Source organism: Micromonospora sp. WMMA1996 (assembly GCF_002573675.1).
Classification (GTDB): Bacteria; Actinomycetota; Actinomycetes; order Mycobacteriales; family Micromonosporaceae; genus Micromonospora; species Micromonospora sediminicola.
Window position 1 is genome coordinate 1625449 of sequence record NZ_PDHU01000001.1, and the last position, 15244, is coordinate 1640692.

A 15244-nucleotide genomic window follows, 5' to 3' on the forward strand; every position below is an offset into this window, starting at 1 on the left:
GGCGGGACACCGCCGGTGGGCCCGTCCGGACGGGCCCACCGGCGGACCGGTTCAGTTGAGGTGCGCCAGCAGGGCGGTGGCCATGCCCTGTTCGCCGCGGGCGTTCGGGTGGAACGGCGCGGCCGCGTTCTGCGGGATGAGTCCCTCCACCCAGCGGGTGCCGCTGCCCTTGCACGCGTCCCGGCCGATCGACGGGGTGTAGACGTCGGCGTAGCTCGCGCCGTTCGCCGCCGCGGTGTCGGCCAGCATGGAGTTGAGTGCCTTCTCCACCCCGCGCAGGTACGGCACGTCCTGGTAGGCGATCGGCACCACCGGCCAGCAGCCGTACCCGCTGTCCGGCAGGATCGCCGGGTAGCCGAGCACCACGACCCGCGCGCTCGGCGCGGCCTGGCGGACCGCCCGCAGCACGGCTGTCACCTTCGGCACGGTGGCGGCGATCCGGGCCCGGAGCTGGTCGGTGCCGCCGGCGGTGAACCGGTCCTTGCACGGTGAGCCGAGCGGGCTGCTGACGCTCGCCTCGGCGCAGTCGCTGATGATCCCGGAGAAGCCGATGTCGTTGCCGCCGATCTGCACCGTCACCAGCGCGGTGGTCGAGGTGACGGCGTTGAGCTGCGGCGGCACGGTGATGCCGAGCTGCCCGTCGCCGCCGTAGAGGATGTCGTCGGTGGTGGCCCCGGAGCAGCTCACGTCCGCGAACGACGACGAGCCGGCGGACGCGGCGACCAGGGACGGGTAGTTGCGGTTGGACCGCAGGCAGTTCAGGTCGACCTGGGTGGGCACGAGCGGGGCGGCGGTGTACGAGTCGCCGAGCGCCACGTAGCGCCCGGTGGGCACCGCGGCGTTGGCGGGCGCGGCGACGGCGAGCAGCACACCGGCGGTGGCCGCGGCGAGCGCGGCCAGTCGTGCGGCCGTACGTCGTAGCGGCAGGCGGGGACGGTTCATGGCGCCCTCCCGGAGCGGGATGGTGGGGGTGGTGGTTCCGGAAGTCTGGCCGCGTCCATGACGCTCGTCAATATAGATGGACCTCATTAAGGGGTGGTCGGGGATGTGGGGGCGCCCGGGGTCGGGGTGTCCGGCCGGGCCGCCGGCGACGCCGGCCACCGTGCCGCCGGCCGTGCGTCGAGACTGTCCGGCATGGAGTTTCTGTGTTTCCACCGTGATCGGCGCGGCACCGTCCCGCTGCGCGAGGCGTTGCGCGAGGACCACTGGTCCTACATGGACCGGTTCGCGAGCGGAATGATCGCCCGGGGGCCGACCCTCGCCGACGACGGTGAGACGCCCACCGGCAGCCTGCACATCGTCGACCTGCCCGACCCTGCCGCCGCCCGCGCGTTCGCCTTCGACGAGCCCAACTACCAGGCCGGCGTGTATCGCGACGTGCTGCTCCGACGCTGGCGTAACACGCTGGGGCGGGCCATGGGCGACTTCCCCGGTGGTCCGGTCGGCGGCAACCGCTACCTGGTGCTGGCCCTCGGCGCGGGGCGGGCGGTGGATCTCGCCGTGCCGCCGGATGCGGACCGGCTGATCGCGTACGGCCCGCTGCTGTCGGACGACGGCGACGCCTGGCTGGGTACCGCGATGCTGGTGCGGGCGTCGCATCCGGAGGCGGCGCGCGCCCTCCTGAGCGAGCGGAGCTACCCCGACATCGAGGTGCACAACTGGCAGTTCGGCGGGCGGCGCTGAAGTCGTCCCCGTCGGGCGGGCCGCCCCGCGATTCTTTGCGATGTGAAGCAAATGGGGCCCTCTGCCGCGTCGGCGGACCCCGCGCCGACGGATTCGGTCCGCGCTCCGACGCGCCCATATCGGTCATCTGGCCAGGTGGAGACCGTCGCCGCGAGGTCGGCGAGATCCAACCGTTACTTGACTCAATACTTCGTTCGCCGTAGGAAGGAACTGTGACTGACGTGGTGACCCCACCGACGAGCCCGGTGAGCCGGGAGCGGTCGAAGGAGATCAAGCGCCGTAGCGTGATCTCCGCCGCCCGCCAGGCCCGGGTGCTGTCCCGGGCCGAGTTGACCGAGCTGACCGGGCTGAGCCCCGCCACGCTCACCCCGCTGGTCCGGGACCTGATCGCCGAGGGCTACCTGATCGAGCGCGGCCCCGGCGCGTCCCGGGCCGGCCGCCCCCGCGCCATCCTGGAGTTCAACCCGCGCGCCGAGCTGGTCGCCGCGGTCGCGCTGGAACCGGCCCGGATCAGCTGCGAGATCGCCGACAGCGACGGCGCCGTGATCGCCCACCGCACGGTGCGCCGCACCGGCGACATCGTCGACCTGATCTGCACGGCCGTGCCCGAGCTGGCCGGCACCGGCCTGCCGGCGCTGCGCGGGGTGGCCATCGCCGCGCCCGGCGTCTCGACCGGCGGCGCGGTCCGGCTCGCCCCCTCCGTCGGGCTGGTCGAGGCCCGCCCGGTGGGGGAGTCGGTCCAGCGGCGGCTCGGCGTGCCGGTCGTGGTGGACAACGACGTGAACCTGATGGCCGCCGGCGAGCACGCCGCCGGCGCCGGGGTCGACGTGGCCGACCTGCTCCTGCTGCACGTCGCGGACGGCATCGGCGCCGGTCTCGTGCTGGACGGGCAGGTCCGTCGGGGCTCCGGCGGCGCGGCCGGCGAGGTCGGCTTCCTGCCGCTCGACCGGGCCGACCGGGGGCACGACGGGGTCGGGCCGTTCGAGGCCCGCTGGTCGGAGAGCGCGGTCGCCGAGCGGGTGGTGGCGCTGGCCCCGGGGCGCCGGCCGGCCGCGCCGGTGCGGGCTCTGGTGGAGCTGGCCGCCGCCGACGAGCGCGCCGCCGCCTACCTGGCCGACCTGCTCGACGCCTGGGCACGGCTCATCGTCTCCTGCGCCTGCGTGATCGACCCCGGCCGGGTGCTGCTCAGCGGCGCCGCGGCCGACCTCGACGACGCCGCCGTGGCGCGGCTGCAGGCGCTGGTGTCCGCCGCCGCGCCCAGTCCCACCGAGGTCCACCGCGCGGTGCTCGGTGACCGGGCGGTGCTCTACGGCGCGATCAGCTACGCGCTCTCGGCCGCCGCGTCCGGCCTGTCCGCCCTCCTACCCGCTCCCTGATCCACCGTTCCCCCCTCACACCCCTCGGAGGTACCCCATGAGACGTCGACTCCTGCTCGCCGGAGCGCTCGCCACCGTCCTCGCCGCCGGCACCGCCTGCGGCGGCGGCTCCGGTGACTCCGGCGGCGGCGCGGCCGAGAAGCTGACCATCTACACGGCCCGCGACAAGAAGGTCACCACCTACGTCGTCGACAAGTTCACCGCCAAGTACCCCGAGTACAAGGGCAAGGTCGAGGTGCTCAACCTGGGCGCCCAGGAGATCCTGGAGCGGGTCCGCGCGGAGAAGGCCAACCCGCAGGCCGACGTCTGGTGGGGCGGCACGCAGCAGGGTCTGGCCGCCGGTGCGTCCGAGGACCTGCTGGCGGGCTGGCAGCCGTCGTTCGCCGGCAAGATGGACGCGGCGTACAAGGACCCGCAGGGCCGGTGGTTCGGCGAGATCCTGCTGCCCGAGGTCATCATGTACAACAACAAGGCGCTCACCCCGGAGCAGGCCCCGAAGGACTGGGACGACCTGCTGAAGCCGGAGTGGAAAGACAAGATCATTATCCGCGACGTGGCCGCCTCCGGCACCATGCGGTCGATCTACGCCTCGATGATCCAGCGCCAGTCGCCCGACGGCAGCAACCCGCAGCCGGGCTACGACTGGCTGAAGAAGCTCGACGCCAACACCGGCGCGTACGCGGCCAACCCGACCGACCTCTACCTGAAGCTGTCCCGCCAGCAGGGCACGCTGAGCGCCTGGAACCTGCAGGACATCCTGCTCCAGGCCAACCAGGCCAACATGCCCTTCGGCTACGTGATGCCGGCCTCCGGCGCGCCGGTCCTGGTCGACGGGCTGGCCCAGGTCAAGGGCGGCAACAGTGCGGGCGCGCAGAAGTTCCTCGAGTTCCTCTTCGACGACTCGCTCCGCGCCGAGCTGGCCAAGGACTACTACCAGATCCCGGCCGTGGACATCGCCGAGAAGCCGGAGTGGCTGGCCCAGCTCGACCTCAAGCCGCTGGACGTCGACTGGGACGTGATCGGCAAGAACGAGACCGAGTGGATCAACCACTGGAACAGCCAGATCAAGAACAAGGGCTGACCGGACGGGACGCCGGGTGCCCCGCGCACCCGGCGTCCCGCCGTCGCCGTTCCGCACCACCCACCCCGTCACCGGTCGGACCCGGTTACCGGACGCAAGGAGAGACATCATGATCGATGTCACGCTGGAGTCGGTGAGCAAGCGCTTCCCGCGTGCCGGCGACACCGCGGCGGTCGACGACGTCGACCTCCGCATCGGCGCGGGGGAGTTCTTCACCCTGCTCGGCCCGAGCGGCTGCGGCAAGACCACCACCCTGCGCATGGTCGCCGGCTTCTACTTCCCCAGCTCGGGCCGGATCCGCTTCGGCGCCGAGGACGTCACCAACCGGCCGCCGAACAAGCGCGACACCGGCATGGTGTTCCAGAACTACGCGCTCTTCCCGCACCTGAGCGTCGCCCAGAACGTGGCGTACGGCCTGAAGATCCGCAAGGTCGGCCGGGCCGAGTCCCGCCGGCGCATCGACGAGGCGCTCGGGCAGGTCCACCTCGCCGGGTACGGCGACCGGCGCATCGACCAGCTCTCCGGCGGCCAGCAGCAGCGCGTCGCGCTGGCCCGGGCCCTGGTGATCCGCCCCCGCACCCTGCTGCTCGACGAGCCGCTGTCCAACCTCGACGCCAAGCTGCGCGAGGAGACCCGGGTGGAGATCCGCCGGATCCAGAAGGAGAGCGGCACCACCGCCCTCTACGTCACCCACGACCAGGCCGAGGCGATGGCCATGTCCGACCGGATCGCGGTGATGGAGTCCGGCCGGGTCCGCCAGGTCGGCACGCCGCAGGAGATCTACCACCGGCCCGCCACCGCGTTCGTGGCCCGGTTCATCGGCCGCAGCAACGTGCTCGACCTGCCGGTGGTCACGGTCGGCCCGGAGCGCGTCACCGTGGCGCTCCCCGGCGGCTCGGAGGTCCCGGTCGCCGCGCCCGCCGACCACGGGCTCACCGCGGGCGCGACCGCACTGGTCAGCGTCCGGCCCGAGCACATCACGCTCACCTCCGCCACCGACGAGGGCGCGCTCACCGGCCGGGTGACCGAGCTGGAGTTCACCGGCATGGCCACCAACCTGCTGGTCGACGTGGCCGGCGAACCGGTCCAGGTGGCCGCTATCGACGTGCCGGCCGGGCTGGGCGTGGGTGACCAGGTCGGGCTGCGCCTGCCGTCGGAGCGGATGTGGGTGGTGGGCGCGTGAGCGCGAGGAGTGAGCCGGTTTTGCGAGCCCCGCAGTCGCGAACTGAGGTGACGCCGTGAGCGCGAGGAGTGAGCCGATTTTGCGAGCCCCGCAGTCGCGAACTGAGGTGACGCCGTGAGCACGATTCCCGCGACCCCGAGCGCGGCCACCGTCCCGCCGATCACCGAGGATCCCACCCCGCCGTCGGGCCGGCGGTCCCGCCGCCCGGGGCTCAACGCCAACTCGCGCTGGTTCCCCTACGTCCTGGTGTTCCCGCTGGCGCTGGTCCTGTTCGGCTACGTGGTCCAGCCGATGCTCGCGACCTTCGGCGAGAGCGTCGGGGTGGACGGGCCGGCGAACTGGGCCAGCTTCCTCACCGGCGACGGCGTGGCCCGCTCCGCGCTGGTCACGTCGCTGCTGATCTCGGCCGCGAGCGTGCTGCTCTGCGGCGTCGTCGGCGTGGCCATGGCGTTCCTGCTCAAGCGGTTCTCGTTCCCCGGCCGCCGGATCATCGAGGCGATCATCCTGGTGCCGGCGGCGCTGCCGCCGCTGATCGGGGCGATCTCGTTCCAGCTGCTCTACAGCGAGACCGGCATCCTGCCGCGCGCGCTGCAACAGCTGTTCGGCACGGAGAACCCGGTGCTGCCGTTCAGCGGCATCGCCGGCGTGCTGGTGGTGCACACGTTCACCATGTACCCGTTCTTCTACCTCGCCACGTCCGCCGCGCTCGTCGGCATGGACCCGTCGGTCGAGGAGGCCGCCTACAACCTCGGCGCTAGCCGGGTCCGGGTGTGGCGGACGGTGCTGCTGCCGATGCTCACCCCGGCGCTGGTCTCCGCCTCGCTGCTGGTCTTCATGACCTCGCTGGCCTCGTACACCGCCCCGCTGTTGTTCGGCGTGGACCGGACCATGACCATGCAGATCTACATCAACCGCACCAACGGCGACCTGCCGATGGCCTCGACCTACGCGTCGGTGCTGGCCGTGGTGTCGGTGCTGTTCCTGCTCGGGATGCGCTGGTACGAGGGTCGGCGCAGCTACCGCTCCCAGTCCAAGGGGGTGGCCAGCCACCGCCGCGAGCTGACCAACCCGTTCGCCCGCTGGCTGGCGCTGCTCGCCTCGCTGCTCGCCGTGGTGGTGCTCCTCGCGCCGGTGGCGACCATCGCCCTGGTGGCGTTCTCCCGGGACGGGTCGTGGACCACCGAGGTGATCCCGTCCGGCTACACCACGCAGAACTTCGTCACCATCTTCTCCGACCCGGACGCGTACCGGCCGATCCTCAACTCGCTGCAGATGAGCCTGCTCGCCACCGTCGGCTGCGTCGTGGTCGGCGTGCTCATCGCGTACGCGGTGCGCCGGCTGGACTTCCGCGGGCGCGGCCTGCTGGACGTGGCGGTCATGCTCGCCTGGGCGCTGCCCGGCACGGTGGTCGCGATCAACCTGATCTCGGCGTTCAGCACCGGCAACGCGTTCAGCTTCGGCCAGGTGCTGATCGGCACCTTCTGGATCATGCCGCTGGCCTACTTCGTCCGCTTCCTGCCGCTGGTGTTCCGCTCCAGCTCGGCGACGCTGGCCCAGCTCGACCCGTCGCTGGAGGAGGCCGCCCGTAACCTCGGCGCGTCCTGGTGGCGCGCGTTCGGCACGGTCACCCTGCGGCTCATGCTGCCCGGCGTGCTGGCCGGCGCGCTGCTCGCGTTCGTCAACGGCGTCGGCGAGTTCGTCGCCTCGGTGCTGATCTACACCTCGGAGACCGCGCCGATCTCGGTGGAGATCAACAACCGGATGTACTCGTTCGAGGTCGGCACCGCCGCCGCGTACGGCATGCTCCAGGTCGTGTTGATCTTCGTGGTGATGGTGGTCTCCGGCCGGCTCCAGAACGGCGGCCGGGCGGCCCGGGAGGGGGTCAAGTGGACGGCGTGACCGCACGCTGGGCCGACGGCGGCGGGCTGCTGCCCGCCGCCGGCATCCCCGGCGGCGAACTGGCCGACGTGGTCGCGGCCGCGGACTTCGCGGTGCTGCCGGTCGGCGCGGTGGAGTGGCACGGACCGCACCTCCCGTTGGGCGCGGACCTCGTCCTCGCCGAGGGCTTCGCCTCCGAGAGCGCCGAGTCCGGGCCCGGTCCGCGCGGCGTGCTGTTCCCGCCGGTGGCCTACGCGGCCTGCCCCGGGCAGACCCGGCCCTGGCCGGGCACGGTGGCGATCCGGCCGGAGATCGCCGTGGGGTATCTCGCCGACGTGATCGAGGGCATCGTCGCCGCCGGATTCCCCCGGCTGCTGGTGGTCAACGGCCACGACGCCAACATGTCCACCGTCCGGGCCGCCATGGAGTGGGTCTCCGGCCGGCGCACCGCCAGCCTGCTGCTGGTCAACTGGTTCCAGCTGGTCACCCCGGCGGAGACCGCCGAACTCTACGGCGACGCGATCGCCCGCGGTCACGGCGGCGCGTACGAGACCTCGGGTGTGCTCGGCTTCGCGCCGGAGACGGTACGCCTGGACGCGGCCGCCGACCTGCCGCCCCGGCCCAAGCTGCCGGTGGACCATCCGTACGTCCTGGTGGAGTCCCGGCCCGACCCGTGGCAGGGCTGGTCCGGGCACGTCTCGCTGGCCACCGAGGACGTCGGGCGGACGGTCCGCGCCACCGCCGGCGCGCGGTTGCGCGAGATCGTGGCGGCCTGGGTGGCCGCCCCGCCGCCGGCCCCGCCCACCGCCGACCCGCTGCCGCAACCGCCCACCGCCGACCCGCTGCCCGAGGAGGACGCGTGACCGTCGACCGGGGACTGGACGTCGTCGACTTCCACCTGCACTTCCGCATCGGCGCCGACCAGACGGTGCACGCCTGCGAAGAGGCCGCCGGGATGCACCCGGGCGGCGAGCGCGAACGCGCCGTGCGGGCCGCCGGGTCCGCGCCGTACGCCCGCGAGTGGCGTCGGGCCTGGGGCTTCCCGGACCCCGAGCCGCCGGCCGAGCGCTGGCAGGACGAGGCGGACCGGTGGGCCGAGGAGCTGCGCGCCGCGCGGGTACGGCGGGCCGTCTTCGTCACCGGCGGCGGCAACGACGCCGTCGCCGACGTGGTCGACCGGCACCCGGACCTGCTGCTCGGCTTCGCCCACCACGACCCGTACGGACCGGACGCCGCGGCCGAGCTGGACCGCGCGGTCACCGAGCGGGGCCTGCGCGGGCTGAAGCTGTTCGCCCCGCTGCTGCGGGGCCCGCTCGACCACACCGACCTGGACCCGCTCTGGGGCACCGCCCAGCGCCTCGGCGTGCCCGTCCTGATCCACATCGGGCACTACGGCAGCGCCGGCGGGCTCAGCGTCGGCCGCCACGGCGGACCGGACGAGTTGGCCCGGATGGCCCGCCGCTTCCCCGAGCTGGCCGTGGTCGTGCCGCACTTCGGCGTGCAGCACGTGCAGGAGCTGTTCTTCACCGCGTGGGGCTGCCCGAACGTCCACATCGACACGTCCGGCTCCAACCAGTGGGTGCGCTGGATGCCGTACCGGCTCACGCTGGAGGACCTGTTCCGCCGCTGCTACGAGACGATCGGGCCGGACCGCATCGTCTTCGGCAGCGACTCGTCCTGGTTCCCCCGCGGCTACGTCACCCGCTACCTCGACGACCAGCTCCGGATCTGCCACGAGATGGGCATGCCCGAGGAGCACCTGCGCGCGATCTTCGCCGGGAACGCCGAGCGACTGCTCGGCCTGACCGCGGACCGGAAGGAAACCCGATGAGCACGCTGACCACCTACCAGCGCAACCACCTGGCGCCGACCTACGACCACCACGTCGGGCGCCTCTACCCGGCGATGGTGCGGGCCAGCCAGGCGCACGTGGTGATGCTGACCGAGCAGGGGCTGATCCCGGCCGACCGGGGCGCCCGGCTGCTGCGCGGGCTGGCCGAGCTGCGCGCCGACACCAGCGCGCCGCCGGCGTACGACGGCGGCTTCGAGGACACCTACTACCTGCTGGAGAAGCGGCTCGCCGAGGCGTGCGGCATCCCCACCTCCGAGCTGGACGTGCAGCTGGCCCGCAGCCGCAACGACCTGGACGCCGGTGTGTTCCGGATGCTGCTGCGCGACCAGCTCGTCGAGGTGCTCCAGCGGGTGGTCGACACCGGCCGTACCGCGCTCGACCGGGCCGACCGGTACGCCGACGTGGTCATCACCGGCTACACCCACCGCCGGCCGGCGCAGCCCACCACGATCGGGCACGCCCTGGCCGGCTACGCCGAGGCGCTGACCCAGCAGGCGGCCACCTACGCCGACGTGATCGACCAGCTCAACGTCTCCCCGCTGGGCTCCTGCGCCTTCGCCGGCACCGACCTGGACATCGCCCCGGCCCGGGTGGCCGAGCTGCTCGGCTTCGCCGGCCTGGTCACCAACTCGTACGAGGCGGTGGCCGGCGCCGACCACCTGGTCCGGGTCGGCACGCTCAACGCGCGGGCCCTGGCCACCGGCGCGCGGCTGGCCCGCACGCTGATGGACTGGCTGAGCTGGAACTGGGTCACCACCCCCGGCGACTTCACCCAGGGCAGCAGCATCATGCCGCAGAAGCGCAACCCGGTCGTGCTGGAGCACCTGGTCTCGTACGCCGGGCAGGCCGCGGCGGACGCCGCCTCGGTGCTCAACAACGTGGGCGCCGCCTGGTGGGAGGACTCCAACAACGCCACCACCGACGTGCAGGTGCGGCTCTGGGAGAGCAACGACCGGGCCGAGCGCTTCTTCGCCCTGGTCGGTGGCTTCCTGGCCGAGATCGCGCCGCTCAACCCGCCCAGCCGGGAGGAGATCGTCGCCTCCGGCGCCACCACCACCGCCGCCGCGGACGCGCTGACCCGCCACGGCGTACCGTTCCGGGCCGCCCACTCGGTGGTCGGCCGGCTGGTCCGCGCCGGCGGGCCGGACACCTGGACGGCCGAGGGCGTGCGGGCCGCCGCCGACCCGATCGCCGGCGCGCTGGACGACGCGGCCGTGGCCGACCTGATCGCCGCCGCCGTCCGTCCGGAGCTGGTGCTGCGGCGGGCGCAGGCGGACGGGCCGGGCGCCGCGGCGGTCCGCGCCCAGGTGGGCGCGCTGCGCGCCGCCCTCGACCCGGTGGCGGAGCGGCTGGGCGCGGTGCGGAACCTGCTGCGCGCGGCGGACGAGGCGCTGGACGCCGTGGCCGCCGAACTGGGGGCGCGGTGAGCGTGCGACTGTCCGACCCGCCCGCCGCCGGCGCCCGGAGGACCGGGCTGCTGCTCGGCATCGACTTCGGCGGCACCAAGATGGCCGTCGGGGTCTCCGACGCCGACGGTCGGCTGCTGGCCCACCGCCGGGTGCCCACCCTGGCCGAACAGGGCGCCCCGCAGGCGCTGGCCCGGGCGCTGGACCTCGCCGGCGACCTGGTCGGTGAGGTCGGCGGCCCGGTCGCCGCGGCCGGGATCGCCTCGCCCGGCGTGGTCCGCCCGGACGGCATCGACCTGGCGCCCAACGTGCCCGGCTGGGAACGGCTCCGCCTCGCCGACGCGGTCCGCGACGCGCTGGACGTGTCCCGGGTCGCGGTCGACAACGACCTGAACGCCGCCGCCCTGGCCGAGCTGCGGCTGGGCGCCCTGCGCGGGGTCGACCCCGGCCTCGTGGTGGGAATCGGCACCGGGATCGCGGCGGCCGTGACCGTCGGCGGCGCGGTGCTGTCCGGGCACCGCGGCGCGGCCGGCGAGATCGGGTACGCGGTGGCCGGCGGTCCCTGGCCGGGGACCATGCTGGAGCGGGACTTCTCCGGGCTGGCGCTGGACCGGCTCGCCGCCGACCTCGGCCTGCCGGGCGGGGCCGCCGGGCTGGCCGCCGAGGCCGAGCGGCCCGGCCCGGCCCGCGACGCGCTGGCCGCCCGGGTGGACGAGGCGGCCCGGGCGCTGGCGACCTGCTGCCTGCTCCTCGACCCCCAGCGGCTCGTGCTGGTGGGCGGCGTGACCCGCAGCGACCTGATCCGGCGGATGCTGGTCGACCGGTTGACCGAGGCGCTGCCGCACCCGCCCGACGTGGTGCGCTCCCGCTTCGCCGACGACGCCGCGTTGTTCGGCGCGCTCACCCTGGCCCGGGAGGCCGTGCCGGCGGCGCGCTGAGGGACGCTCCGGGCGGCGGCGCGGCTGTCGTCTGCGTCACATTTTCCGGCGTCCCGGGAAGTGGACGCGGGTGCGCCGTCGAGCAGCCGATCCCTTGTCCCGCAACAACTGCGCACCGGGCGCGGCCGAGTCGCCAGCCGGTCGTGGGGGTCGCGCCGGCACACACCGGAACGGCCCCGACACCGGTGGTGAAGAACGATCAGACTTCGGCGATCTGCGAATTTGCGGCCGTCATTACGCTGCGGGTGGTTGATCGCCGGAACCACGGACGACAGGTGGAAGAACCTCAGATGAGTGACAATCACCCTCCCTACGGAGGCTATCCGGACCCGAACGCCGGAGCGTGGGGCAACCAGCCCGACCCGAACGCCCCGTACGGCGCGCAGCCGGGCTCCGGCGCGCCCTACGGCGCCCAGCCGGCGTCCGGTGCCCCCTACGGCGCCCAGCCGGCGTCCGGCGCCCCCTACGGGACCCCGCCGGGCTCCGGCGCGCCGTACGGCGCCCAGCCCGCGGCGCCGTACCCGGGTCAGCCCGCCGCGCCGGGCGGCTATCCCGGACAGCCCGCGCCGTTCGCGCCGGTCCCGCCGAAGCGCGGGATGACGAAGGGCCTGATCGTGGGCCTCGTCGCCGGCGCGGTCACGCTGACGCTGCTCTGCTGCGGCGGTGGGCTCGCCTACGTCGCCTTCGGCGGGGACGAGGACGACCCGAAGCCGGTCGCGTCCGGGAGCGCGACCCCCGGGCCGGGCACGCCGACCGCCGCCCCCAGCGAGTCCGGGCCGGCGTCGACCGGGCCGGACGAGCCGTCCAACAACGACGCGCTGACCGCCCGGTACTCCAGCGAGATGTCCGCGGTCTGCGAGGGCGGCGCGATCCTCAACGCCGCCGCGTACACCGGGCCGTCGAGCGCGAAGGCGTTCGTCTTCTCCAACGCCCCGGACCGGCCCACGTTCTGGTCGCAGAAGTCGTTCAGCTCGGACAAGAGCTACTACACCAAGTCGGCGGACTTCGCGACCGCGTCGGTGATCGGCTGCCTGAAGGTGGTCGAGGGCAGCGAGGGCACGCCGAAGAAGTGCCAGTACAAGAACACCGACGGCAAGGTCGTCACGGTCAACTACATCTCGTCGCGGTACACGCTGACGTTCCACGCGGCCAAGACCGGTGAGAAGATCGGCGACGGCGGCACCGTGACCGCGCCGGCCAGCCGCTGCCCGAGCTTCATCTCCTACAACAAGGTGACGTTGAAGTCGTACGCCGCGCCGGACAGCGGCACCATCGAGGCCGCGCTCGACCGCTTCCTCAAGTAACGCGGCACGCGCACGCCACGGCCCGGAACGTCGACCCGACGCTCCGGGCCGTTCGCGTCGCCGGCTCAGGCGGTGACGTCGACCGGGCCGTCCCGCTCCGCGCGGGCGCCGCCGGGGGGCCCGACCGGTGGCTCGGCACGCGGCCGGGGTGGGCGGGGGAACGGGGCGCAGACGACCAGCACCCCGAGGCCGAGAGCGACGAAGAAGCCGCCGAGCGGCACCACGTCGCCGAGCAGGCCGGCCGCCGCCGCGCCCAGGACGGTCGCCACGCCGACGCCCAGCCGCAGCACGCTGCTCGTCCGGCCCAGCTCGTCGCGGGCCACCACCCGCTGGCGGTGGGTGGCGGCCAGCACCGCGGTCCAGACCGCGGCGGCGAGGTTCACCGCGAGCAGGCCACCGATCACCGGCACGCCGGCGCCCAGCGGGAGCGACGCGAAGGAGAGACCGAAGGCGATGTTCGCCACCCAGGTGCTCCGCCACAGCGGCACGCGGTCGCCGTACCGCGACACCAACCAGCCGCCGAGCACCCCGCCGACCGCGCCGACCGCGAGCACGTATCCGTAGTGGCTGACCGGAAGCCCTCGTTCGGTGACCACGAAGACCGCCAGCACGGAGAGCACCGCCGCCGCGGCGAAGGCCCGCGCCACCGCGAAGGCGAAGAGCCCGCGCAGGACCGGGTCGGAGAAGGTCGTCCGGAAGCCGGCGGCGAGCAGCGTCACCGCGCCGGCCGGTCCGGTCCGGCCGACCGGCGCCCTGCCCGGGGTCCGCCTCGGGGTGGGCACCCGCCCGTTGCAGACCGCCGCCGCCACGAACGAGACGGCGTCGACGAGGAAGGGCAGGACCGGTGCGAGCCCGAACAGGAAGGCGCCGGCGCCGGGTCCGGCGAGACTGTTGGCCGTGGTGGTGACCGACGCGACGCGGCCGTTGACCACGCCCAGGTCGGACCGGTCGAGCGCGTCGGCGAGGAACACCTGGACCGCGCTGAAGTAGACGACCTCGGCCGTCGCGAGGACGAAGATCAGCAGGTAGACCCACCACACCGTGACCGCGCCGAGGACGAGGGCCACGGTGAACACGGTCGCGGCGGCGGCCCGGACGAGGTCGACCAGGACCACGACGCGCTTGGCCGGGTAACGGTCGGAGAGCAGGCCGCCGAAGAGCACGAAGAGCACGCCGGGAACGCTGTTGACCACGTACGCCGTCGACAGGGTGTCGGTTCCCGCCCCCACCGCCAGCAGCAGCAGCGGCAGCGCGGTGTAGCGGAAGCCGTCGCCCAGCGCGGAGAGGCTGGTGGCGGCGAGGATCAACCGACCGGCGCGGCCACCGCCGCGGGGCACGGCCGTCACCGCCGGCGGACGACGATCGCGGGTCCGGCCGGCGCGACGTGGTCGCGGACCAGGGCCCGGATCGTCTCCGGTGGGCTGTCCCGCAGTGCCGTGGGCGTGTCCACGGCGGCATCGACGGCGAGCAGGCCGGCGCGCGCGTCGTACTGCGCGAGCGTCTTCGGCTCGTCCAGGTACCCGCCCAGGTAACCGGCGCCGGCGGCGGCCAGGCTCGCCGCGTCGACGTCGTGCCGCAGCACGTCGAAGGAGCGTTCCAGCAGCTGGCACACGTCCGCGGCGACCTCGCCCCGACACTCGGTGACGGCGACCACGACGGCCCGGTCGGCGAGGAACTCCTGGCGGTACTCGATCGACCGGATGGCGTGCCGGCGCTTGAGCTCCCGCTGGATCTCGACGGTCAGCCCCCGGTCGAGCGCGCCGTTGAGACAGTGGCCCGCGGCGGCGTGCGGGGACCGCCGGCCCGGCACCTCCCGGGCGCAGCACACCACCACCCGGTCGGCGTCGGGGACGTCCCGCGGCACCGGGGACGAGGTGAACGACGTCCAGGGCAGGTCGGGGAGCGAGACCGCGTCCCCCGGCTTCGGCTCCGTGTACCGGCCGGAGCCCCGCCACGGGTCCCGGGGCCCGACCGCGCTCAGGTGTGCGCCGAGCCCGACCGCCGCCCGTTGCCAGTCGAGCAGCTGGTCGACGCCGAGCCCGGCGAGGTCCTCGACCGGGCCGGAGAGCGGCCGGGCGGCCCAGCTTCCCGGTGCGTACCTGCCGAACACCAGGGGCCAGAGCCGGGGCATCAGCTCGAAGCGCCGTTCCGCCAGCTCCTCCCGGATCACCGGCAGCTCCTCGGCGACCAGACGGGCGGTCAGCCGGAAGTCGAGCCACCACCGCTCGAGCAGGGCGACGATGCCCGGCGCTGCCTCGGGCGCGCAGACGACGTCGACCTGCATGGTCTCCCGCGAGGTGAACATGCCCAGCCGGGCCCCGCGCAGCGGCGAGTCCGGCGGCTCGGTCTCGACCCGCCGGAACAGCAGGTGCTCCAGCAGGTGACTGGTGCCGGTGGGCGCGCCCACCAGCTGTTCGAGCGCCGGCCCGCCCACCGTGGCCAGGCAGAGGTAGGTGTTGGCCAGCGGGCGTTCGAGCCAGCGGTGCGTGATGGTCGGCCGCATCGGGTCCTCCGGTGTGTGCGGGGTGGTCGCGCGGCCCGCC

13 protein-coding genes are annotated in these 15244 nt (G+C 74.0%); 10 read left to right on the plus strand and 3 right to left on the minus strand.

What is annotated here, in order from left to right; genetic code table 11:
* Positions 1–51 precede the first annotated feature (51 nt).
* Positions 52–942 carry an SGNH/GDSL hydrolase family protein gene (locus tag COO58_RS07825; protein ID WP_098744370.1) on the minus strand — a complete coding sequence of 297 codons (891 nt, stop codon included), beginning with the start codon at positions 940–942 and terminating at the stop codon, positions 52–54.
* Between the two features lie 192 nt (positions 943–1134).
* On the opposite strand from COO58_RS07825, the gene COO58_RS07830 reads away from it, so the two are divergent.
* The 10 genes from COO58_RS07830 (at position 1135) to COO58_RS07875 (ending at position 12701) form a co-directional block, all read left to right on the plus strand.
* Positions 1135–1683 (plus strand): YciI family protein, encoded by a 549-nt coding sequence (locus tag COO58_RS07830; protein ID WP_091577456.1) that lies wholly within the window; start codon positions 1135–1137, stop codon positions 1681–1683.
* 212 nt (positions 1684–1895) lie between these two features.
* Positions 1896–3059: an ROK family protein gene (locus COO58_RS07835; protein ID WP_098744372.1), complete on the plus strand. Its 1164-nt coding sequence runs from the start codon at positions 1896–1898 to the stop codon at positions 3057–3059.
* A 37-nt stretch (positions 3060–3096) separates the two neighbouring features.
* Positions 3097–4140, plus strand: a complete 1044-nt coding sequence (locus COO58_RS07840; RefSeq protein ID WP_091573932.1) for an extracellular solute-binding protein — start codon at positions 3097–3099, stop codon at positions 4138–4140.
* Between the two features lie 109 nt (positions 4141–4249).
* Positions 4250–5323 carry an ABC transporter ATP-binding protein gene (locus tag COO58_RS07845; protein WP_098744373.1) on the plus strand — a complete coding sequence of 358 codons (1074 nt, stop codon included), beginning with the start codon at positions 4250–4252 and terminating at the stop codon, positions 5321–5323.
* A gap of 114 nt (positions 5324–5437) precedes the next feature.
* Positions 5438–7222, plus strand: coding sequence for an iron ABC transporter permease (locus tag COO58_RS07850; RefSeq protein WP_255292550.1), 1785 nt, complete (start codon positions 5438–5440; stop codon positions 7220–7222).
* Positions 7219–8064, plus strand: coding sequence for a creatininase family protein (locus COO58_RS07855; RefSeq protein WP_255292551.1), 846 nt, complete (start codon positions 7219–7221; stop codon positions 8062–8064). The genes COO58_RS07850 and COO58_RS07855 overlap by 4 nt, the downstream gene beginning before the upstream one ends.
* Positions 8061–9032 carry an amidohydrolase family protein gene (locus tag COO58_RS07860; protein WP_218012340.1) on the plus strand — a complete coding sequence of 324 codons (972 nt, stop codon included), beginning with the start codon at positions 8061–8063 and terminating at the stop codon, positions 9030–9032. The genes COO58_RS07855 and COO58_RS07860 overlap by 4 nt, the downstream gene beginning before the upstream one ends.
* On the plus strand, positions 9029–10480 hold the full coding sequence (locus COO58_RS07865; RefSeq protein ID WP_091573936.1) for an argininosuccinate lyase: 1452 nt from the start codon (positions 9029–9031) through the stop codon (positions 10478–10480). Before COO58_RS07860 ends, COO58_RS07865 begins: the two co-directional genes overlap by 4 nt.
* A complete protein-coding gene (locus tag COO58_RS07870) occupies positions 10477–11397 on the plus strand; it encodes an ROK family protein (protein ID WP_255292552.1) in 921 nt (306 codons plus the stop codon). Before COO58_RS07865 ends, COO58_RS07870 begins: the two co-directional genes overlap by 4 nt.
* A gap of 290 nt (positions 11398–11687) precedes the next feature.
* Positions 11688–12701: a hypothetical protein gene (locus tag COO58_RS07875; protein WP_091573937.1), complete on the plus strand. Its 1014-nt coding sequence runs from the start codon at positions 11688–11690 to the stop codon at positions 12699–12701.
* Between the two features lie 65 nt (positions 12702–12766).
* Here COO58_RS07875 and COO58_RS07880 read toward each other — a convergent pair whose 3' ends face one another.
* On the minus strand, positions 12767–14038 hold the full coding sequence (locus COO58_RS07880) for an MFS transporter (RefSeq protein WP_176558768.1): 1272 nt from the start codon (positions 14036–14038) through the stop codon (positions 12767–12769).
* 5 nt (positions 14039–14043) lie between these two features.
* Positions 14044–15204 (minus strand): insulinase family protein, encoded by a 1161-nt coding sequence (locus tag COO58_RS29895; protein ID WP_141561869.1) that lies wholly within the window; start codon positions 15202–15204, stop codon positions 14044–14046.
* Between the last annotated feature and the right edge of the window lie 40 nt (positions 15205–15244).